The sequence below is a fragment of the Xanthomonas sp. NCPPB 1826 genome, from assembly GCF_056725285.1.
This window is the reverse complement of the sequence record NZ_CM161521.1, coordinates 670,737-691,946: the sequence shown is the minus strand read 5'-3', so window position 1 is coordinate 691,946 and position 21,210 is coordinate 670,737. Positions and strand designations below refer to the sequence as shown.

Here is a 21,210-nt window from a genome sequence, read left to right as displayed (position 1 = left end):
TCGCACCGGCCAGTGCACCACACAACAAGCCCGGGAAACCGGGCTTGTTGCGTTTTTTCCGGTGCATCGCGCCGGCAGTGCCTCACGCAGGCCAGCCGACCTGTGCGCAGGAGCGCACCCGGGCGCGACCGCGCTTTATCGGTGGAACCTCGTCGCGCCCAGGTGCGCTCCTACGGGATCCTGGGTGCTACCGGATCCGCGGCGCAGATCTTCAGTCGTCCGCGCGGATGCGCATCGCGCCCGCATCGGAACGCGATGCGCTGCGTCCCTCAGCGCTGAGGCGCCGGCTGCTGGCTGCCCGGCACCGGCACGATGCCGCTGGAGGAGGCCGGGTCAACCACGGTCATGGTTTCGGTGGAGCCATCCGGCCACACCACCTGGAAGGTGGAGCCGGCCGGCAATGTCGAAAACGGCATCGCGCTGCTGGCGCGGTAGACCGCGGCCACCTGGCTGGCGCCATGCCGTCGCTGCTGTTCGTCGGCGGCGACCGTGGTCGACTTGACCGACAGCGGCTGGTAGCGATGATCGGCGGTGTCGATCATCACGATGCCCACGGCCGCGGCCGAATACGCCACGAACAACGCGACCCAGAACCAGAACTTGGCGCCATGCGCCAGGCGACGGTAATTCATGACTGCGCTCCCGGCTCGGAGACCAAGCTATCGACCATCTCATCCACTCTGTCTGCTCCCTGCCGCGGCACCGCGGCATCGAATACGAACGACACGAAATCCTGTGCGCTGTTGCGCGAGCAGATGCCCGCGTTGGCGCAATAACTGGTGACCAGGGTGCTGTCTGCGCTGCAATCCAGCCCCAGCCGGCATGCAGCCACCTGCCAGGCCAGCTCGGCGAACTGATCGCCGGCCACGTAGCCGTCGAGGCTGTCATCGCCACTGGCGCGCGCACCCATCGCCGGCGCCAGCGCCAGGTAGGCCTCCGGGTCGCGCGAGGCCAGCACGCGTTGCACCAGCGCGCGCTTGTAGCTGGGCGAGCGCTGCAGTGGCTCGCCCAGCGCCAGCAACGCCGCCTCGGCAGCCAGATTGCCTGCACGCGCGGCCGCCTGCCGTTGCTGCGCCACCAGCCGCGGGCCCAGGCCATCGCTGGGCGCAAAGCCGGCGCAGCGTTGCGCCACGCGCGTGCGCGCTGCGTGCATCGCCACCACGCCGGGCGTGTGTTGCGCGGCGATCCAGGCGCTATCGGCGGCGTAACCGGCCGGGCTGGACGCATACGGCGCGCAGTAATCGTAGACGCGGCTCAGGCGCCACCCCGCCTGCGCATTGCCGGCGCGCACCTGCTGCTGCAATTGCTGCGCATAGCGGTACAGGTCAGGCTGCGCGTCCACCGCATCGCGGTACGGCAACTGCAGGGCAGTGCCGCGTTCGGCGGGCGCGTGCGCCACCGCTGCCGGCACGCCGGCACGGGCACTGCTTGCAACCGCCGGCAGCGCGGCGGTGGGCGAATCGCCCGGTTGCGCGCGCACATGCCACCAGGCCGCCGCCGCGAGCGCGACGGGAGCCAGCAACAGCCAGAGATGGCGGGCACGAGCAAGCGGCATGGACAGCGGCGACCCTGCTGCGGAAAGCCCCGCAGCGACGGCGCGGAGTCTAGCACCCGCATCCGCGCGCGCTGGCGCGCAAGCGGACGCTGCCGATGCAAACGGCGGACGATGCATTGCATGAGGACGGTGATCTGCGCGGGTGTGGCGTGGGTGGCGCGCAGCGGGCATTTGGTTGCCGGCGCGCCCGCGTGCTGCGCCGGCAGCGGCCGGCGCCACCGCGCTGCATGCGCTGAGTGCACCGATCAGGCGACGGCATCCGCGGTATCGCGTACGCGGTGCGCCTGCCTATCCGGCCCCCGTCGCGCAGGAGCCCGCTGGCATGAATGGTCTACGATGCAAGCTTTCGAATTGCCCGACCGCCACGATGCCGTTTCTTGAACTGACCCTGCCCTGCTCCGACGCCACCCAGCCCCGTTACCAGAATGCGCTGGACGACATCGGCGCGCTGGCGGTGACGCTGCTCGACGCCAATGCCGACACCAGCAACGAGCGCGCCATTCTCGAGCCCGGCGTCGGCGAAACGCCGCTGTGGAACACCATGGTGCTGAACGCGCTGTTCGACGGCGACAGCGATGCGCTGGTACTGCTCGCGGCGCTGGAAGCGTTCGACCCCGGGCTGGACTGGAGCCAGGTCGCGTTCCGCACGGTCGACGACAGCGACTGGGAACGCGCCTGGATGGATCAGTTCAAGCCGATGCAGTTCGGCGCGCGCACCTTCATCGTGCCGTGGAATCACGCGCTGCCCGAGGCCGCGCAGGCGCCCGACGCCGCGGTGATCCGTCTGGATCCGGGCCTGGCGTTCGGCTCGGGCACGCACCAGACCACCGCGCTATGCCTGCGCTGGCTGGACAGCCTGGCCGGCAGCGGCGAGCTGCAGGGCCGCAGCGTGCTGGATTTCGGCTGCGGCTCGGGCATTCTCGCCGTCGCCGCGCTGAAGCTGGGCGCCGCCAGCGCGGTGGGCGTGGACAACGACCCGCAGGCGCTGCTGGCCACTGCCGACAATGCCGAGCGCAATGCCTTGCAGGCGCAGCTGGCGGTGTACCTGCCGCAGGACGAGCCAGTGCAGACCTATCCGGTGGTGGTCGCCAACATCCTGGCCTCGGCGCTGGATGCGCTGGCCGACACCTTGTCCGCGCGCGTGGCACCGGGCGGACGGATTGCGCTGTCGGGCATCCTGCATGGTCAGGAAGAGGAACTGCTGCAGCGCTACGCGCCCTGGTTCGAGCAACTGCGCTGCGAACGCGACGAAGACTGGATGCGCATCGACGGCGTGCGCCGCCGCTGACGCCGCGTCGGGTCAGCGGTGTGGCCGGCCGGCGCGGATCTGCGCGGTGGTCACCGCATCGGCCACGCTGATGGCGCGCAGGCGGGTCACCGCCTGCCAGCCGGCACGCCGCAGCGCCGCGTTGCGCCACGGCCCGGCCTGCCGGGCCAGCTGCACGCGCAGGCCCAGCTCGGCCAGCAGCAACGCCACCCAGGCCGGCAGCGACCACGTCCGCGGGCCCAGGCTGGCCAGGCCGCCGGCCAGCGCCAGCAAACCCACACTGAACGCCAGCAGCCGCCAGTGCCGCTGGCGCAGCGCCCACCACCGCGGCGCCAGCCCGGCCGACCACTGCGTGCCGTCGGCCACCGCGGTCCACGCGTCCTGGCGCTGCCAGACCTGGTAACACGGCGCGCCCCGAAAGCGGGTGATCGCCGGATCAAGCGGCGAATGTGCCGGCCATGCGGCTGGTGGTGGCGCGGCGGGCGGCGTTGCCGACGTGGTGGAACGGGCGGATTTGGGAGCGGCTGGCTCGACCATGGATGTCCTCCTTGAGTTCGCTGTGATCCCGTCGTCATTGACGCCCGGACAGTATCGCAAACATATCGGCATATGAAAGGTATACGAACTATCCCTGATTGCTGCTAGGGCTATATCTCCCGGCCCGTTCCCCACTCACGGTGCCGTGTGAGCAAGTTGTACGAACGCGTCCGCGAAGCCCGCGCCCTGACCAAGCTGACCCAGGAAGGCCTGGCCGGCGAGCTGGGCGTGACCCGTAGCGCGGTGGCGCAATGGGAGATGGCCGAAGGCACCGCGCCCTCGGTGGACAACCTGATCGGCCTGGCCAGGCGCAGCGGCATGGCGTTCGAATACCTGGCCACCGGTCGCGGCGAGCGCACCTTCGGCCCACCGGTGCCGACGATCGCCGAAGAACCCGCGCAGTATCGCCATCTGGACGAGCAGCAACGCGTGCTGCTGAACCGCTTCGACACGCTGGCGCCGCGCCAGCGCAGCGGCCTGCTCGATCTGTTGCTGGCCGAGAGCAAGACGCGGCGTCGGCGTTGAGTTGGGGAATCGGGAATCGGGAATCGGGAATCGGGGGCAGGCTGCTTGGGGCTTCGTTTGTAAGGCAAGCTCGGAGTGGTAGCTGGCTCAGTCGGATTTGGATGACGTGGCGCCGGTCGTTGCGTTTGCTTATTGGTTGGAATGCTGCCTTTGCTGGAATGTGGCTTAGGGCTGCGGCCGGTTCGAGCTGCGGCAGGGTGGTCACAGCGGCGCGACGGTTGGCCAACCAACGGGATGCGTACCCTGCAGTCGATGGAAGCGGCATCTGCGCTTGCGGCTGCGTGCCGCACGCATGACGCGCCCGGGTTCGCCCATTGGCGTGCGCGTGGTTGAATAGGGCTCTTCCCGCTGCACGCCTGCCGATGTCCGAGACTCCGCCACCGCGCCGCCCCCTGGCCACGTTCCTGCGTGCGACGCCGGCTGCCCCGTCGCTGATCCCGACCCCGGTGGTGCGCGCGGCCGACGCGCCGCTGCACGCGCCGCCGGTGCCGGCACCATTGGCCGAGCCGGTGGCCGCCCCGGCGGCGCCGATCGTCCCGCCACCATCTGCGCCACCGGCGACTGCGCCGCACAGCGACTCCGTGCCGGTGGACATCCTGCCGCCGCCTGGCGATGCCGGCCAGACCGCGGTAGACACCGCCGAGCCGGACCGGCTGGCGTGGACCACGACGACCACGCCCCAGCTGCCCGACGATCCTGCCGAAGACACAGCGGCCGGCCGCGGCGACACCCACGCCGGGCTCGCCGGCACTGCCGCTGCACAGCCGGCCACCGTGCATCCGCGCGGCGTGGCGGCCGCCGACGTGGCAGGCACAGCCCGGCAGCGTGAGCACGGCACCGCGTCTGCCCCCGCTTCCGACCTGGCCGCCCCGCCAGCACCCGGCACCGCTCCGGACACGGACGCCGAGCCAGGCGGCAACGACGCGGACGCTGCCGGCGCAGCGGCGCCCGCCCAGTTCCAGCCACTGCCAGCCCAGGCCGCGCCTGCATTCGCACGGCGCGGGCTGGGCCGGCCACGGCTGCGCGCCAGCGGCCGCCAGTGGGCGTTGCTGGTCGGGCTGGTCGGCCTGCTGGCCTTGCAGATCGTCATCGCCGACCGTGCGCAGCTGGCCGCCGATGCGCGCTGGCGCCCGCTGGTCAGCGCCGCCTGCACGGTGGCGCGCTGCACCCTGCCGGCCTGGCGCGAGCCGGGCGCACTGACCTTGCTCAATCGCGAGGTGCGGCCGCTGCCCGGGGTGCCGGGCGTGCTGCAGATCCAGGCCAGCTTCCGCAACGAGGCACGCTGGGCGCAGGCCTGGCCGTGGCTGCAGCTGTCGCTGTCCGACGCCGACGGGCGGGTGATCGGCACGCGTGTGCTGGCGCCGCAGGAGTATCTGGGCCAGCCGCCGGCGGCGCAGGACACGCTCGCGCCGGGCCAGGCGGTCCAGGTGGCGTTTCGGGTGCGCGAACCGGCCGCGAGCACGGCCGCTTTCAGTTTCGACTTCCGCTGAGCGGACCCGACCTGCGCCCACCGCCACACGGGCGTGGCGAGCGGGGAGGTCACGCGCTAGACTCACTCCCCCTCGCCGGCCACGCGTCCCGGCTTCGTGACACTGGGAAACCTCCTTTGAACGCAGCCCCCTCTCGTCCTGACACCAGTCGTGGCGCCCCGAAGTCGCCGCTGCGCGAACACGTGGCCCAGTCCGTCCGCCGTTACCTGCGCGACCTGGACGGCAGCGACGCCGACGACGTGTACGAAATCGTGCTGCGCGAGATGGAGATCCCGTTGTTCGTGGAAGTGCTCAACCACTGCGAAGGCAACCAGAGCCGCGCGGCGGCGATGCTGGGCATTCACCGCGCCACGCTGCGCAAGAAGCTGAAAGAGTACGGGCTGACGTAAGCCGGGATTGGGGAATCGGGATTGGGGAATCGTTAGAGCGTTGGGGTGTGCTGCGGGCTGGTAATGCGCTGCGCTGGCACGCTTGGTGATGACGCGGCCGATGGACGATCTCGTTGCGTGTTGTGGAATGCGCAGCATGTTGATGTCGGGGCGGGCTGCCCAAAGTGTTCGCTCTTGATCCCACGCGTCGGCGCAATACTTCTGTCGCGCCCAGCGTGCCCTGCTCGCGCGCGCTCTTCACCTGATCGGGCCAACCGCCGGGGATCCGGCGGTTGGCTGTAGTGCTGGATCGGCGATGCCGATCGCCTGGGCAAGTTGCCTGCTCAGTTCGGCAATTGCGTCACCGCTGCATGATCCGCTGCCGGGGACGGGCCGCCGCCATGGTCCGGCACGATGGTGGCGAGCGTGTCGAACGGATCGTCGAACTTCTCCACCACGTTCTTGTCGTCATCGATCTGATAGGCGGTGTCGGCCTCGACGCCCTCTTCCCCGGTCTTGGCGATGATGTTGGTGTAGCGCTTGCCGTCCCAGCAGCGAAAGATCAGCACCGAGTCTTCGCCACCGGTCAGGGTGGAGCCCAGGCTGCCGATCAATCTGCTGTTGGCGCCCGCCGTCAGGATGCTGTTCTTGCCGGCGGTCAACTTGCTGCGGTCGCCCGCCATCAGCGTGCAGTCATCGCCGGCGGTGAGCCTGCTGCGGTCCCCGGCGGTGAGGAAGCTATTGCTGCCGGCCAGCAACTTGCTGCGATCGCCAGCGATCTGGGTGCTGTCGGCGCCGGCGATCAGCTTGCTGCGGTCGCCCGCGGTCTGCACGCTGCCCATGCCGGCGATCAACGTGCTGCGCGAGCCGGCCGTCTGCGAACTCAGCTTGCCGGCAATCAGCATGCTGCGGTGACCGGCAATCTGGGTACTTTCGTGTCCTGCGATCAGCGAGCTGCCATAGCTGGCGATCTGGTTGCTGCCGTAGCCGGCGGTCAGATAGCTGCGCACGCCGCTGGTCAAGCTGCTGCCATAGCCGGCAATCAGCGAGCTGTCCTGCCCGGCGATTTCGGTGCTGCCGTAGCCTGCGGTCAACGAGCTGTTGTCCTGCGCGGTCAGGGTGCTGCCATAGCCTGCGGTCAGCGTGCTGTCGCCACCGGCGGTCTGGCTGCTGCCGTAACCGGCGATCAGGGTGCTAGAAAACCCGGCGATTTCGGTACTTCCGTAGCCGGCGGTGAGCGAGCTGTTTTCCAGCGCGGTCAGCGTGCTGCCGTAACCGGCCGTCAGGGTGCTTTCGTAACCGGCGGTCTGCGTGCTGCCATAGCCGGAAATCAGGGTACTTTCGTAGCCGGCGGTGGAATTGCTGCCGTAACCGGCGGTCAGGATGCTGCCATGGCCGGCGGTTTGCGTACTGCCGTAACCAGTGGTGAGCCAGCTGATTTCCTGCGCGGTCTGGGTACTGCCGTAGCCGGCGGTCAGGGTGCTTTCGTAACCGGCCGTCTGCGTGCTGCCATAGCCGGCAATCAACGAGCTTTGGAAGCTGGCGGTGGAGGTACTGCCGTAACCGGTGATCAACCAGCTGCTGCTCTGCGCGGTCTGGGTACTGCCGTAACCGGCGGTCAATGAGCTGTCGTAACCGGCGGTCTGGGTACTGCCATACCCTGCGATCAGCGAGCTGTCCGGGCCGGCCATGGAGGAACTGCCGTAGCCGGCGATCAGCGAACTGCCTTCCTGCGCGGTCTGGGTACTGCCATAGCCAGTGGTGAGAATGCTCTTGTAGCCGGCGGTCTGCGTACTGCCGTAGCCGGCAATCAGCGTACTGTCATGCCCTGCCGTCGAGGTGCTGCCGTAACCGGTGGTGAGCGTGCTGCGCTCCTGCGCGGTTTGCGTGCTGCCGTAGCCGGCGGTGAGGATGCTCTTGAAGCCGGCGGTCTGCGTGCTGCCACAGCCGGCGATCAGCGAGCTGTCCGAGCCTGCGGTGGAAGAACTGCCATAGCCGGCAGTGAGCATGCTGCCCTCTTGCGCGGTCTGGGTGCTGCCATAGCCGGTGGTCAGGATGCTCTTGAAGCCGGCCGTCTGCGTGCTGCCATAGCCGGCGATCAATGAACTGTCCGAACCGGCGGTGGAGGTGCTGCCGTAGCCGGCAGTGAGGTCACTGCCTTTCCGGGCAGTCTGCGTGCTGCCGTATCCCGCCGTCAGGGAACTGTCGCCACCGGAGGTTTGCGTACTGCCATAACCGGCAATCAGCGTGCTGTCGGCACCAGCTGTCGACGTGCTGCCGTAACCGGTGGTGAGGTCGCTGCCCTTGCGCGCGGTCTGCGTGCTGCCATAGCCGGCGGTGAGCGAACTGTCACCGCCAGAGGTTTGCGTACTGCCGTACCCTGCAATCAAGGTGCTGTCGGCGCCAGCGGTGGAGGTACTGCCGTAGCCGGTGGTCAGGTCGCTACCGCTGCGCGCGGTCTGCGTACTGCCGTAGCCAGCGGTGAGTGAGCTGTCACCGCCAGAGGTTTGCGTGCTGCCGTACCCTGCAATCAAGGTGCTGTCGCCACCGGCCGTGGAGGTACTGCCGTAACCGGTGGTCAGGTCGCTGCCCTTGCGGGCGGTTTGCGTGCTGCCGTAGCCCGCAGTGAGCGAACTGTCACCGCCCGAGGTCTGGGTGCTGCCGTAACCGGCGATCAGCGTGCTATCGGCGCCAGCGGTGGAGGTACTACCGTAGCCGGTGGTCAGGTCGCTGCCGCTGCGTGCGGTCTGCGTGCTGCCGTAGCCGGCGGTCAGCGAGCTGTCGCCGCCCGAGGTCTGTGTGCTGCCATAGCCGGCGATCAAGGTGCTGTCAGCGCCGGCGGTGGAGGTACTGCCGTAGCCGGTGGTCAGGTCGCTGCCGCTGCGCGCCGTTTGCGTGCTGCCGTAGCCGGCGGTGAGCGAACTTGCACCACCGGACGTCTGCGTGCTGCCATAGCCGGCGACCAGCGTGCTGTCGGCGCCGGCGGTGGAGGTACTGCCGTAGCCGGTGGTCAGGTCGCTGCCGCTGCGCGCGGTCTGCGTACTGCCGTAGCCGGCGGTGAGTGAACTGTCACCGCCAGAGGTTTGCGTGCTGCCGTACCCTGCAATCAAGGTGCTGTCGCCACCGGCCGTCGAGGTGCTGCCATAGCCGGCGGTCAGGTCGCTGCCCTTGCGTGCAGTCTGCGTACTGCCGTAGCCGGCGGTAAGCGAGCTTTCGCCACCGGAGGTCTGGGTGCTGCCATAACCGGCGATCAGCGTGCTGTCCGCGCCGGCGGTTGCGGTGCTGCCGTAGCCGGCGGTCAGATCGCTGCCTTTGCGCGCGGTCTGCGTGCTGCCGTAGCCGGCGGTGAGCGAGCTGTCGCCGCCGGAGGTCTGGGTACTGCCATAACCGGCGATCAGCGTGCTGTCCGCACCGGCGGTGGAGGTACTGCCGTAACCCGCGGTGAGGTCGCTGCCGGTGCGGGCGGTTTGCGTACTGCCGTAGCCTGCCGTCAGCGAGCTGTCGTTGCCCGAGGTCTGCGTGCTGCCATAACCGGCAATCAGGGAGCTGTCTGCACCTGCGGTGCCGGTGCTGCCGTAGCCGGCGGTGAGGTCACTGCCGTCCTGCGCGGTCTGCGTGCTGCCATAGCCGGCGGTCAGCGAGCTTTCTCCGCCCGAGGTCTGGGTGCTGCCATAGCCGGCAATCAACGAGCTGTCGGTGCCTGCGGTGCTGGTGCTGCCGTAGCCGGCGGTGAGGTCGCTGCCGTTCTGCGCGGTCTGGGTGCTGCCGTAACCGGCAGTCAACGAGCTGTCGCCGCCGGAGGTTTGTGTGCTGCCATAGCCGGCGATCAGCGAGCTGTCTGCACCCGCGGTTTCCGTGCTGCCGTAACCTGCAGTCAGATCGCTGCCATGGCGCGCGGTCTGGGTGCTGCCATAGCCGGCCGTCAGTGTGCTGCCGCCGCCTGCGGTCTGGGAACTGCCGTAGCCTGCGACGATGGTGCTGTCGGATCCGGCCACGCCGGTGCTGCCATAGCCGGCGATCAACTCGCTGCCGTTACCCGCGGTTTCGGTACTTCCATAGCCTGCGATCAGCTGGCTCTGATCGGCGCCGGTGAGCGTGCTGCCATAGGTGGCGATTTCGCGTGTGCGCAGGATCGCAGCTGTAGCTTGTGCGGTTTGTGGATCGATGCCGTGGGTCGCAACCGGCATTGGCGCGGTGGAATGCGCAGCGCTTTCGACGAGCGGTGCGGTGAATTGCGCCTGCGCTGCCTTGGGAATGAAATCCGCGGCAATGACCGGCGTTGCCGGCGGCTCCGGCTGGGGCGGCGCGTGCTGCGCAATGCCCGCGGCAATGCACTGCATGGCACCGGCACTGCTGCCGGCGTAGACCACCTCGGCCCTGGGAAACTTGATCATGCCCTCCTCGCCCAGCCAGATGATGTCGGCGGTATCGACCATGCAGACCACCCAATGCGCATCGGCATGCATGTTCAGATGCGCATTGGTTCCCTGTCCCCACAACAGGCCGGTCAGGCCGTTTTCCTGCTTGATGGTGGGTTGCCAATGCCGGCATTCGACACTGCCCGACTGCGGCCAGATCAGCCCGCAGTGATCGGACATGTTGTTGGTGCAGGTGCGTAATGCCAGGACTTTTTCGCGATTCATAAGGGTGATCTCATAGGGATGTTCCGAGCAGCTGCGCAAACCGGCATGCATGCCCTGGCCGACGAACGGGTGCGGAGCGTCCCGCCGTGAAGGCGAGACGGATCGGCCCATTGGCAAGGGCAGTACCGGCACTGCGAGGGTTGGTCATCGACGAACGCCACAAGGCGCACGCGCGCTGCGGTGTCTTGCTTGAATCGCAGGGTCATGGACGGCCGTGACGGCAAGACGCAGCGGGGAGTGATGGCAAGGCTGGCTCCTGCGCGACAGCCGTTGCAGCAAGTAGCGACGGGACGCCTCGCCGAAAGCGTCGTTGCTGGTGAACCGGTTGAGTGAATCGATCAGCGAGCACAGATCGTCGGTCAGCCCGTCGCTGGTAACTGTCGCCGTAGCAGAAGACAGGTGCGCATTACCGAAGAACAGGCATGCGTTGCGCGCCCGAAAACAGGTCTTTTTGATCAATCTGCGACCGGCTCCGGATTGTGTTCGTCAGTGCACGACCGGAACCAAAAAGAGTTTTGCGCAGCCATCAAATCCCGTCTCGAAAGATTTCCGGACTGACAATGGAATGCCATCGCCACGCGCAGGCATGCAGCCACGCACCGTAGCAATGCCGTGCGAGGCTTTAAATGAGAACTGCGTTATTGCTTGCAAGTGATCCATCGTCGCGTTCAGACGCTGCACCGTTGGCAGTTTCATCCTGCGAAGGATTGCCCGAAGCGGTAACTGCAGTCAGGCAACGTGCGCAGCAACACGTGCAGGCATCAGAAACTTTTGCGACTGGCGGCCTGCAGATGCAATCGCCGCCGCAGCATCGAACGCATCGAGCGTTGCGACGCATCACATCACGATCAAAGCCCTGGCACCCTCTGCCCGCACCGCGGCGTCCTCGCCATCCCGGTGCTCGGCGCCGCTGCAAGTCTTGCGCCGAGGTGGGTCACACGTACATGCCCGGCCACAGCGGATGCCGCGGCGGCCACCAGCAACGCCACCGCTGGCGTGAGCGAGCCGGTGGCGCTGATGCCGCCGCGCGACAGCGCGCCCGCCATCAGCCGCAGCAGCGCCTGGCAGCGCCTTTTCGGCGCATGGATCGACGCCATTGCGGGCGCACGGGTCCATTCAAGCGCCGGCGCGGCCTACAATATGGGCTGCCCCGCTTTGATATCCCCCACCGATGGCCTCTGATCTCCTGCCCGTGCGCCGGGCCCTGCTCTCCGTTTCCGACAAGACCGGCCTGATCGATCTGGCCCGCGCGCTGGCAGCGCGCAACGTCGCGCTGCTGTCCACCGGCGGCACCGCCAAGGCGATCCGCGAGGCGGGCCTGCCGGTCACCGACGTCGCCGAGCTGACCGGTTTCCCGGAGATGATGGACGGCCGCGTCAAGACCCTGCACCCGCTGGTGCACGGCGGCCTGCTCGGCCGCGCCGGCATCGACGAAGCGGTGATGGCCGAACACGGCATCGTGCCGATCGACCTGCTGGTGCTGAACCTGTATCCGTTCGAATCGGTGACCGCCAAGGCCGACTGCACGCTGGCCGATGCGGTGGAAAACATCGATATCGGCGGCCCGGCGATGCTGCGCTCGGCGGCGAAGAACTTCGCCCGCGTGGCGGTGGCCACCGACCCGGCGCAGTACGCCGAGCTGCTGGCCGAACTGGAGGCCAACGACGGCCAGCTCTCGGCGGCCAGGCGCTTTGCGCTGTCGGTGGCCGCGTTCAACCGCGTGGCGCAGTACGACGCGGCAATCAGCAACTACCTGTCGGCGGTGGCCGACAGCACCGAAAACGTGCCCACGCGCAGCCCGTTCCCGGCGCAGATCAATTCCAACTTCGTCAAGGTGATGGACCTGCGCTACGGCGAGAACCCGCACCAGGCCGGTGCGTTCTATCGCGACCTGTATCCGGTGCCGGGCACGCTGGCTACCTTCCAGCAATTGCAGGGCAAGGAACTGAGCTACAACAACCTGGCCGATGCCGACGCGGCGTGGGAATGCGTGCGCCAGTTCCATGCGCCGGCCTGCGTGATCGTCAAGCACGCCAACCCCTGCGGTGTGGCGGTGGGCGCGGCCTGCGGCGATGCCTACGAGCTGGCCTATGCGACCGACCCGACCAGCGCCTTCGGCGGCATCCTGGCCTTCAACAAGACCCTCGACGCGGCGACCGCCAAGGCCATCCTGGATCGCCAGTTCGTCGAGGTGCTGATCGCGCCGGACTATGAGCCGGGCGCGCTCGACTACGCCACCAAGAAAGCCAACGTGCGCGTGCTCAAGATCCCGCACGGCAACGGCCTCAACAACTACGACACCAAGCGGATCGGCTCGGGCCTGCTGATGCAGTCGTCCGACAACCGCGGCATGTCGCTGGGCGAGTTGAGCGTGGTCACCCAGCGCGCGCCCAGCGAGGCCGAACTGGGCGATCTGCTGTTCGCTTGGCGCGTGGCCAAGTACGTCAAGTCCAACGCGATTGTCTACGCCAAGGACCACCGCACCATCGGTGTGGGCGCCGGGCAGATGAGCCGCGTGGTCAGCGCCAAGATCGCCGCGCTCAAGGCCGAGGAAGCCAAGCTCACGGTGGCCGGCTCGGTGATGGCATCGGATGCGTTCTTCCCGTTCCGCGACGGCATCGATGCCGCCGCGGCGGCCGGCATCCAGGCGGTGATCCAGCCCGGCGGCTCGATGCGCGATGGCGAAGTGATCGCCGCCGCCGACGAACACGGCATCGCGATGGTGTTCACCGGCGTGCGGCATTTCAGGCACTGACGTGCCGGGATTCGGGAGTAGGGATTCGGGAGTGGCAACGTCGCTCTGGTCTCTCCTGTTTCCGGTCTCTGCCTTGCTTCAACCAATCCCAAATCACGACTCCCCAATCTCGGCACTTACATGAAAATCCTCGTCATCGGCTCCGGCGGCCGTGAACATGCCCTGGCCTGGAAGATCGCGCAGTCTGCGCGCGTGAGCGAGGTGCTGGTGGCACCCGGCAATGCCGGCACTGCGACCGAAGCCAAGTGCCGCAATGTCGCGATCAAGGTCGACGACCTGGATGGCCTGCTGGCGCTGGCGCAGCGCGAAGCTGTGGCGCTCACGGTGGTCGGCCCGGAAGTGCCGCTGGTGCTGGGCGTGGTCGACCGTTTCCACGCGCTGGGCCTGCGCATCTTCGGGCCCACCGCCAAGGCCGCGCAGCTGGAAGGCAGCAAGGCCTTCGCCAAGGATTTTCTGGCGCGCCATGGCATCCCCACCGCGTATTACGCGGTGCACACCGAGGTGGACGCCGCGCTGGCCTACGTGCGTGAGAAAGGCGCACCGATCGTGGTCAAGGCCGACGGCCTGGCCGCCGGCAAGGGCGTGATCGTGGCGATGACGCTGAGCGAGGCCGAAGACGCGGTGCGCGACATGCTCTCGGGCAATGCGTTCGGCGATGCCGGCGCGCGCGTGGTGATCGAGGAATTCCTCGATGGCGAGGAAGCCAGCTTCATCTCGATGGTCGACGGCAGCCACGCTTTGCCGATGGCCACCAGCCAGGACCACAAGCGTGTCGGCGATGGTGACACCGGCCCCAATACCGGCGGCATGGGCGCGTATTCGCCGGCTCCGGTGGTCACACCCGAGGTGCACGCGCGGGTGATGCGCGAGGTGGTCGAGCCGACCGTGCAAGGCATGATCGCCGACGGCGTGCCGTTCACCGGTTTCCTGTACGCCGGGCTGATGATCGACGCGCACGGCGCGCCCAAGGTGATCGAATTCAACGTGCGCTTCGGCGACCCGGAAACCCAGCCGGTGATGCTGCGCCTGCAGTCGGACCTGGTGGATCTGCTCGACGCCGCCATCGACGGCAAGCTCGACAATACGCAGGCGCAGTGGGACCCGCGTCCGTCGCTGGGCGTGGTCATCGCCGCCAGGCCGTATCCCGAAGCCCCGATCACCGGCGAGGTCATCAGCGGGCTGGACGCGGTTCCGGCCACCGCCAAGGTCTTCCATGCCGGCACCGCGTTGAATGCAAACGGTGAGGTGGTCAGTGCCGGTGGCCGCGTGCTGTGCGTTGCCGCGCTGGGCGACAGCGTGCTGGAGGCGCAGCGCAATGCCTATGCCGGCCTGCAGCCAATCCACTGGGCCAGCGCCTTCCAGCGCAGCGACATCGGCTGGCGTGCGATCGCCCGCGAGCAGGGTGCACAGGCCTGAGCGGCTTGCCTCAGGCACTTGCGACAACGCGGCTACTGACAAAGAACTAGCCGCCCTCCACCCCGATGGCGCGTGCCTGCGGCAATAATGCCCGGGCACCTTGCCTTGCAGAGACTGTGGCCACTTCCTCCTTCGAAACCCGCCTGAGCCGCCTGTGGGCCCATGAAAAGGCCAGCTATGGCCTGCGTGTGTTCATCGCGCTGGCAGTAGCAATGGGGGTGTGTTGGCACTGGCAGCAGCTCACCGCAGTGCCGGCGCTGTTCCTGGGCGCGATCGCCAGCGCCATCGCCGAGACCGACGACAACTGGCTGGGCCGCATCAAGTCGGTGCTGCTGTCGCTGCTGTGTTTCGCCGCCGCCGCCGCGTCGGTGGTGCTGCTGTTTCCGTATCCGCTGGCGTTCGTGACCGGCATGGCGGTGGCGACCTTCTCGTTGACCCTGCTCGGCGCGCTGGGCGAGCGCTACGCCTCGATCGCGCAGGCCACCGTGGCCTTGTCGATCTACGCCATGATCGGCATGGACCAGCACGGCAGCCACGATCCGTCGATCGCCTGGCATGGCGCGATGCTGCTGCTGATCGGCGCCACCTGGTACGGCGTGCTGTCGATCCTGTGGACCCTGCTGTTCGCCAATCGCCCGGTGCGCGAGCGGCTGTCGCGGCTGTTCTTCGAGCTGGGCCGCTATCTCAAGCTCAAGGCCGACCTGTTCGAACCGGTGCGGCAGAGCGACCTGCACGCGCGCCGGCTGGCGCTGGCCGAGCAGAACGCCAAGGTGGTCGGCGCGCTCAACGCCGCCAAGACCGCGATCATGAGCCGCTTCGGTCGCTCGGGGCGGCCGGGCGTGCAATCGGGCCTGTATTTCCGGCTGTACTACATGGCGCAGGAATTCCACGAGCGCGCCAGCTCCTCGCACTATCCCTACGAAGCGCTGACCGACGCGTTCTTCCACAGCGACGTGCTGTACCGCTGCCAGCGCCTGCTCGCGCTGCAGGGCAAGGCCTGCGCCGCGTTGGGCGAGGCGATCCGCCTGCGCCATCCGTTCGACTACGGCGACAACAGCCGCCTGGCCACCGAAGACCTGCGGCAATCGCTGGACTATCTGCACGCGCGTGCCGACCCCGCACTGGCGCGTCTGCTCGGCGCGCTGGAATTGCTGGTGACCAACCTGCAGAGCATCGAACGCAAGCTGTCGGAAGCTGCGCAATCCGACTCCACCAGCGACAACCTCGACACCCGCCTGCGCGACTCCTCGCCGCACACCCTGCGCGAAATGGCGGCGCGTCTGATGCAGCAACTCACGCCCGGCTCGGTGCTGTTCCGCCACGGCCTGCGCATGGCCATCGCGCTGGTGGTCGGCTACGCCATCATGCAGTCCATCCATGCCGACAACGGCTACTGGATCCTGCTCACCACCGCCTTCGTGTGCCGGCCCAATTACGGCGCCACCCGCCTGCGGCTGGTGCAGCGCATCGCCGGCACCCTGATCGGCCTGGTCGCCACCTGGGCACTGATGCAGCTGTTTCCCGGCACCGAAGTGCAGCTGCTGCTGGCGCTGGCCGCCGCGCTGGTCTTCTTCATCACCCGCACCGATCGCTACATGCTGGCCACCGCCGGCATCACCGTGATGGCGCTGTTCTGCTTCAACCTGCTTGGCGATGGCTTCGTGCTGATCTGGCCGCGCCTGATCGACACGCTGATCGGTTGCGCGATCGCCGCGGCCGCCTCGTTCCTGATCCTGCCGGACTGGCAGGGCCGCCGCCTCAACCAGGTGATGGCCACGGTGCTGGCCAGCTGCGCGCGCTATCTGGCCCAGGTGCTGGAGCAATACGCCAGCGGCATGCGCGACGACCTGCCCTACCGCATCGCGCGCCGCGACATGCACAACGCCGATGCCGCGTTGTCGGTGGCGCTGTCCAACATGCTGCGCGAACCCGGCCGCTATCGGCGCAACCTGGATGCCGGTTTCCGCTTCCTGGCGCTGTCCAACACCTTGCTCGGCTATCTGTCTGCGCTCGGCGCGCACCGCGCCGCGCTCGATGGCGAACACGATCCCGCCATCGCGCAGGCCGGCGACTACCTGCAGCGCGCGCTGGGCGAAATCGCCACCGCCTTGCGCGAACGCCAGCCGCTGCCGGCGCACGACGAAAGCCAGGAAATCGCCACCGCCGAAGCGCTGGAGCAGCATGCCGTGCAACTGCCGCCCAAGCAGCGCCTGGTGCGCGACCAGTTGGCACTGACCCTGCGGCTGCTGTCCAAACTGCGTGCCGCTGCCGTGGCGGTCACCACCGCGCCGGCAGAGGGCGCACCGCGCCTGGCGACCAGCAAGGCCTAGTGCGTCGTCGGCGGTGCGCATGCGCGCCGCGCATCCACTGCCGCATCGATGTGAGCGGCGATGCCGACGCACCGCGATGCGCGCGCAGGCCACTTGATCCGGTGGCCGCGGCGCCGTTCCGGCAGCCGCGCCTACTTCCAGTGCTTGCGCGCCACGCTCAGTCCCACCCAGCCCAGTGCCGCCACCGCCAGCACCGCCCCACCGATCACCACACCGTTCCAGCCGGCCTGCGCATACGCCGCCGTGCCCAGCGTGGAACCCACCGCACCGCCGATGAAGTAGCAGGTGATGTAGGCCGAGGTGATGCGATTGCGCGCGTTCGGATTACGCTGGTAGATAACGCTCTGGTTGGCGATGTGCACGCCTTGCACCGCGATATCCAGCAGCAGCACGCCGACGATCAGCAGCGCGATCGACTGCGGCGCAAACGCCAGCAATCCCCACGACAGCAGCAGCATCACCAGCCCGCCCCAGCTGACGCGGTCGCCATGGCCGTGATCAGACCAGTGACCGGAACGGTTGGCCGCCAGCGCGCCGGCCGCACCGATCAGGCCGAACAGCCCGATCACCGCCGCGCCATAGCCATACGCAGGCCCGGACAACAGGAACGCCAGCGTGGTCCAGAACATGCTGAAGCCGGCAAAGATCAGCCCGCCCAGCACCGCACGCGAGCGCAGCACCGCATCGTCGCGTAGCAGCGTCAGCACCGAACCCACCAGCTGCGGATACGACAGCTGCGCATTGCCCGGATGCCGCGGCAGCCCGCGCCACAGCAGCCAGGCGGTGACCAGCAGCAGGCCCGAGGCGATCCAGTACACCGTATGCCAGCCGCCAACGCCGGCCAGCACCCCGGCCGCGGTGCGCGCCAGCAGAATGCCCAGCAACAGGCCGCTCATCACCGTGCCGATCACCCGCCCGCGCTCGTGCGGGGCGGCCAGGGTCGCGGCAAACGGCACCAGGATCTGCGCCGCCACCGAGCTGGCACCGGTGACGATCGTGCCGGCCAGCAACATGCCGAAACTGTGCGAGGCGGCGCTCACCAGCATGCCCAGCGCACTGAGCACGAATAGGCCGACGATCAGCCCGCGCCGCTCCAGCCGGTCGCCCAGCGGCACCAACAACAGCAGCCCCGCCGCATAGGCCAGCTGCGCGGCGGTCACCACCGCCCCGGCACTGCGCACCTGGATCCCGAACGCCTGCGCCAGCGTCTCCAGCAAGGGCTGGGCGTAGTAGTTGCTTGCCACCGCCAGTCCGGTGGCGGCGGCCATCAGCAGCACCAGTCGGCGCGGCAATGGCGGGTGGGCGATCGGTTCGACGGTCATGGCAGGTGCCTGCTGTAGGAATGGGCGCAGTGTGGGCAGCGACGCGGCATCTTTCCAATGTATTGTTTTCACCGTGTCCATCGCGTTTGGAGATCGCATGCTGACCCTGCGCCAACTGGAGTTCGCCGTGGCCGTGGCCGAGGAAGGCGGCTTTACCGCCGCCGCACGCCGGTGCAACACCGTGCAATCGGCGCTCAGCCACCAGGTCGCCAAGATCGAGGAATCCCTCGGTGCGCGCCTGTTCGAGCGCGGCACCCGCCAGGTGCGGCCCACCGCGGCCGGCGAGGTGTTTCTGCACAACGCCCGCGCCACCTTGCGCGCGGCCGAGCGCCTGCACGAGGAAATGGCCCAGGCCCTGGGCACGGTGCGCGGTCGGCTCACGCTGGGGCAGATCTCCTCACTCACCACCGTGCAGCTGCCGACGCTGCTGCGCGCCTTTCGCAGCGCGCATGCGCGGGTGGACGTGCACCTGCGCACCGCCATGAGCGAGGCCCTGCTGCACGACCTGGGCGAAGGCCGGCTGGATGTGGCCCTGGTCGGCGTCGGCCCGCAGGTCGCGGTGCCGGAACAGCGGCTGCTGCTGCACGAGGAAGCCCTGGCCTTGATCGTGGCGCCCAGCCATCGCTTCGCCACGCGCAAGCGGGTGGCGCTGGCCGAGCTGGACGACGAACCGATGGCCGGGCTGATCGCCGGCGCCGGCGTGCGTGGTATCGTCGATGCGGCCTTCGCGCAGGCCGGCTTGCGGCAACGCCAGCAATACGAGGTCACCCATGCCGATCTGATGCGCGAACTGGTCGCCGCCGACCTGGGCGTGGGCATCGTGCCGCAGACCATGGCCACGGCCATGCGCGGGGTGGTGACGGTTGCGCTGAAGGAGCGCTTCGGCTTTCTGACCTATGCGGTGTGGCGGCCCGATCCCACCCCGGCCGCACGGGCCTTCATGGCGCTGCTGCGCGCCCAGGTCGCGCGACGTGCGCCATCGGCACGCGCGCCACGCTGAGCGCGTCTGCATGCACCAGCGCGCCGTGGAAGCCTGCTAGGCTGCGCGCGTTCGCAAAGGAAACTGCATGTCCGGTCACAGTCAGTTCGCCCTGCTCAGGCAGCGCCGCTTCTTGCCGTTCTTCGCCGTGCAGGCGTTGGGCGCGTTCAACGACAACGTCTATCGGCAGGCCATTATCGGCCTGTTGTTCTACCTGGGCATCGATGCGGCGCAGCGCACGCTGTACACCAATCTGGCGCCGGCACTGTTCATCCTGCCGTACTTCCTGTTCTCCGCGCTGGCCGGGCAGATCGCCGAGAAGCTGGAGAAGCAGAAACTCATCGTGATCACCACCACGATGGAGATTGCGATCATGTCGCTGGCGGCGGTGGGGTTTGTCACCGAGAACATGGTGATCCTGCTGGTCGCGCTGTTCTGCACCGGCCTGCAGTCCACGCTGTTCGGGCCGGTGAAATATTCGATCCTGCCCTCGGTGCTGAAACCGGAGGAACTCACCGGCGGCAACGGCCTGGTCGAGATGGGCACCTCGATCTCGATCCTGTGCGGCATGATCTTCGGCGGGCTGATCTTCCAGATCGCCGGCAGCCACGGGCCGATTGCCGCGGCCACCGCGGTGATCGCGATTGCCGTCACCGGCAACCTGGTCGCGCGGCTGGTGCCCAAGGTCGATGCCGGCGCGCCCGAGCTGAAGATCAACTGGAACCCCATCCCCGAATCGCGCGCCATCATGCGCCTGACCCGGCGTACGCCGGCGGTGCGCAACGCCGTGCTCGGGGTGTCGTGGTTCTGGTTCGTCGGCACCGTGCTGACCGCGCAGTTGCCCACCTACGCGCAGGTCAATCTTGGCGGCCAGCAGGATCTGTATGTGTTCGCGCTGGCGCTGTTTTCGATCGGCACCGGTGTCGGTTCGCTGCTGTGCGAGCGGCTGTCCGGGCGCACCGTGGAAATCGGCCTGGTGCCGCTGGGCGCGTTCGGCATCAGCGCATTTCTGCTGGACCTGTACTTCGCGCGTCCCGGTGCTGCACCCGTCAGCGATCTGTCGATCGGCCAGTTCGTGCAGCAGGCCGGCAGCGTGCGCCTGATCGTGGATCTGGTCGGCATTGGCCTGTTCACCGGCTTGTTCGTGGTGCCGTTGTTTGCGCTGATCCAGAGCCGCACGCCCAAGGCCGAACTCTCGCGCGTGATCGCCGGGCTCAACATCCAGAATTCGTTGTTCATCGTCACCGCCGCCGTCATCGGCATTGCGCTGCAGCTGCCGCAGCTGGTGCTGTTCGGCGTGCGCATTCCGCTGCCGGGCCTGAGCATTCCGCAGGTGTTCCTGGCCCTGGCGCTGGCCAATACGCTGGTGGCGCTGTGGATCTTCACCCTGGTGCCCGAGTTCCTGATGCGCTTTCTCAGCTGGGTGCTGGTGAGCGTGCTGTACCGGCTGCGCACGCGCGATATCGACCGCCACGTGCCCGACGAAGGCGCCGCGTTGCTGGTCTGCAACCACGTCAGCTACATGGACGCGCTGATCCTGTCGGCGGTGATTCCGCGCCCGGTGCGCTTTGTCATGTACTACAAGATCTTCCGCATCCCGGTGATGCGCTGGATCTTCCGCACCGCCAAGGCGATCCCGATCGCCGGCGCACGCGAAGACCCCGCGCTGATGCAGCAGGCCTTCGACCGTATCGATGCCGCGCTGGCCGACGGCGAGCTGGTGTGCATCTTCCCCGAAGGCGCATTGACCAGGGATGGCGAGATCGCACCGTTCAAGTCCGGCGTGGAAAAGATCCTGCAACGCCGCCAGGTGCCGGTGATTCCGATGGCACTGCGTGGCATGTGGTCGAGCATGTGGAGCCGCCGCGACACCCGCCTGGGCCGCATGCGCGTTCCGCGCCGGATCCGCGCGCATATCGAAGTGGCCGCCGGTGCAGCGGTTCCCGGCGACGCGGCGACCGCCGCGCTGCTCGAACAGCAGGTCCGTGCACTGCGCCAGGATCAGCCGTGACTGGGCCAGCGC

17 protein-coding genes are annotated in these 21,210 nt (G+C 68.1%); 10 read left to right on the top strand and 7 right to left on the bottom strand.

Annotated features, from left to right (window positions below):
- Positions 1-269 precede the first annotated feature (269 nt).
- Together AC1PLA_RS03020 and AC1PLA_RS03015 are read right to left on the bottom strand one after the other, a co-directional pair.
- Positions 270-632, bottom strand: a complete 363-nt coding sequence (locus AC1PLA_RS03020; protein ID WP_039531218.1) for a hypothetical protein — start codon at positions 630-632, stop codon at positions 270-272.
- Entirely contained in the window at positions 629-1,555 is a 927-nt protein-coding gene (locus AC1PLA_RS03015; RefSeq protein WP_481105567.1) for a hypothetical protein, read from the bottom strand. The genes AC1PLA_RS03020 and AC1PLA_RS03015 overlap by 4 nt, the downstream gene beginning before the upstream one ends.
- Positions 1,556-1,922: 367 nt before the next feature.
- On the opposite strand from AC1PLA_RS03015, the gene prmA reads away from it, so the two are divergent.
- Positions 1,923-2,843: a 50S ribosomal protein L11 methyltransferase gene (gene prmA, locus AC1PLA_RS03010; protein ID WP_166767820.1), complete on the top strand. Its 921-nt coding sequence runs from the start codon at positions 1,923-1,925 to the stop codon at positions 2,841-2,843.
- Between the two features lie 12 nt (positions 2,844-2,855).
- Here the strand turns inward: prmA and AC1PLA_RS03005 are convergent, their stop codons facing one another.
- A complete protein-coding gene (locus AC1PLA_RS03005) occupies positions 2,856-3,359 on the bottom strand; it encodes a hypothetical protein (protein WP_047126175.1) in 504 nt (167 codons plus the stop codon).
- A 147-nt stretch (positions 3,360-3,506) separates the two neighbouring features.
- Between AC1PLA_RS03005 and AC1PLA_RS03000 the strand changes: the two genes are divergently transcribed.
- From AC1PLA_RS03000 to fis, 3 genes are all read left to right on the top strand, one after another.
- A complete protein-coding gene (locus AC1PLA_RS03000; RefSeq protein WP_016903361.1) occupies positions 3,507-3,884 on the top strand; it encodes a helix-turn-helix domain-containing protein in 378 nt (125 codons plus the stop codon).
- Positions 3,885-4,246: 362 nt separating this feature from the next.
- The gene (locus AC1PLA_RS02995; protein WP_166772703.1) at positions 4,247-5,374 is read left to right on the top strand and encodes a DUF3426 domain-containing protein; all 1,128 of its coding nucleotides are present in this window, start codon (positions 4,247-4,249) and stop codon (positions 5,372-5,374) included.
- A 116-nt stretch (positions 5,375-5,490) separates the two neighbouring features.
- Positions 5,491-5,763, top strand: a complete 273-nt coding sequence (gene fis, locus AC1PLA_RS02990; protein WP_002804983.1) for a DNA-binding transcriptional regulator Fis — start codon at positions 5,491-5,493, stop codon at positions 5,761-5,763.
- Positions 5,764-6,086: 323 nt separating this feature from the next.
- On the opposite strand, the gene AC1PLA_RS02985 is transcribed toward fis, so the two are convergent.
- The 3 genes from AC1PLA_RS02985 to AC1PLA_RS02975 form a co-directional block, all read right to left on the bottom strand.
- Positions 6,087-10,385, bottom strand: coding sequence for a beta strand repeat-containing protein (locus tag AC1PLA_RS02985; RefSeq protein WP_481105566.1), 4,299 nt, complete (start codon positions 10,383-10,385; stop codon positions 6,087-6,089).
- Between the two features lie 144 nt (positions 10,386-10,529).
- Positions 10,530-10,844 carry a hypothetical protein gene (locus AC1PLA_RS02980; protein WP_481105565.1) on the bottom strand — a complete coding sequence of 105 codons (315 nt, stop codon included), beginning with the start codon at positions 10,842-10,844 and terminating at the stop codon, positions 10,530-10,532.
- Positions 10,845-10,871: 27 nt separating this feature from the next.
- Positions 10,872-11,081 carry a hypothetical protein gene (locus AC1PLA_RS02975; protein WP_481105564.1) on the bottom strand — a complete coding sequence of 70 codons (210 nt, stop codon included), beginning with the start codon at positions 11,079-11,081 and terminating at the stop codon, positions 10,872-10,874.
- A 42-nt stretch (positions 11,082-11,123) separates the two neighbouring features.
- Between AC1PLA_RS02975 and AC1PLA_RS02970 the strand changes: the two genes are divergently transcribed.
- The 4 genes from AC1PLA_RS02970 to yccS all read left to right on the top strand — a co-directional run bounded on the left by AC1PLA_RS02970 (position 11,124) and on the right by yccS (position 16,886).
- Positions 11,124-11,567 (top strand): hypothetical protein, encoded by a 444-nt coding sequence (locus AC1PLA_RS02970; RefSeq protein ID WP_481105563.1) that lies wholly within the window; start codon positions 11,124-11,126, stop codon positions 11,565-11,567.
- Positions 11,557-13,140 (top strand): bifunctional phosphoribosylaminoimidazolecarboxamide formyltransferase/IMP cyclohydrolase, encoded by a 1,584-nt coding sequence (gene purH / locus AC1PLA_RS02965; RefSeq protein WP_481105562.1) that lies wholly within the window; start codon positions 11,557-11,559, stop codon positions 13,138-13,140. The genes AC1PLA_RS02970 and purH overlap by 11 nt, the downstream gene beginning before the upstream one ends.
- 120 nt (positions 13,141-13,260) lie before the next feature.
- Positions 13,261-14,556: a phosphoribosylamine--glycine ligase gene (gene purD / locus AC1PLA_RS02960; protein WP_481105561.1), complete on the top strand. Its 1,296-nt coding sequence runs from the start codon at positions 13,261-13,263 to the stop codon at positions 14,554-14,556.
- 116 nt (positions 14,557-14,672) lie between these two features.
- Positions 14,673-16,886, top strand: a complete 2,214-nt coding sequence (gene yccS / locus AC1PLA_RS02955) for a YccS family putative transporter (RefSeq protein WP_481105560.1) — start codon at positions 14,673-14,675, stop codon at positions 16,884-16,886.
- Between the two features lie 131 nt (positions 16,887-17,017).
- Here the strand turns inward: yccS and AC1PLA_RS02950 are convergent, their stop codons facing one another.
- Positions 17,018-18,208 carry an MFS transporter gene (locus AC1PLA_RS02950; RefSeq protein WP_481105559.1) on the bottom strand — a complete coding sequence of 397 codons (1,191 nt, stop codon included), beginning with the start codon at positions 18,206-18,208 and terminating at the stop codon, positions 17,018-17,020.
- A gap of 97 nt (positions 18,209-18,305) precedes the next feature.
- On the opposite strand from AC1PLA_RS02950, the gene AC1PLA_RS02945 reads away from it, so the two are divergent.
- Entirely contained in the window at positions 18,306-19,208 is a 903-nt protein-coding gene (locus AC1PLA_RS02945; RefSeq protein ID WP_104646848.1) for a LysR family transcriptional regulator, read from the top strand.
- 67 nt (positions 19,209-19,275) lie between these two features.
- Positions 19,276-21,198: an MFS transporter gene (locus AC1PLA_RS02940; RefSeq protein WP_481105558.1), complete on the top strand. Its 1,923-nt coding sequence runs from the start codon at positions 19,276-19,278 to the stop codon at positions 21,196-21,198.
- Positions 21,199-21,210: the final 12 nt, after the last annotated feature.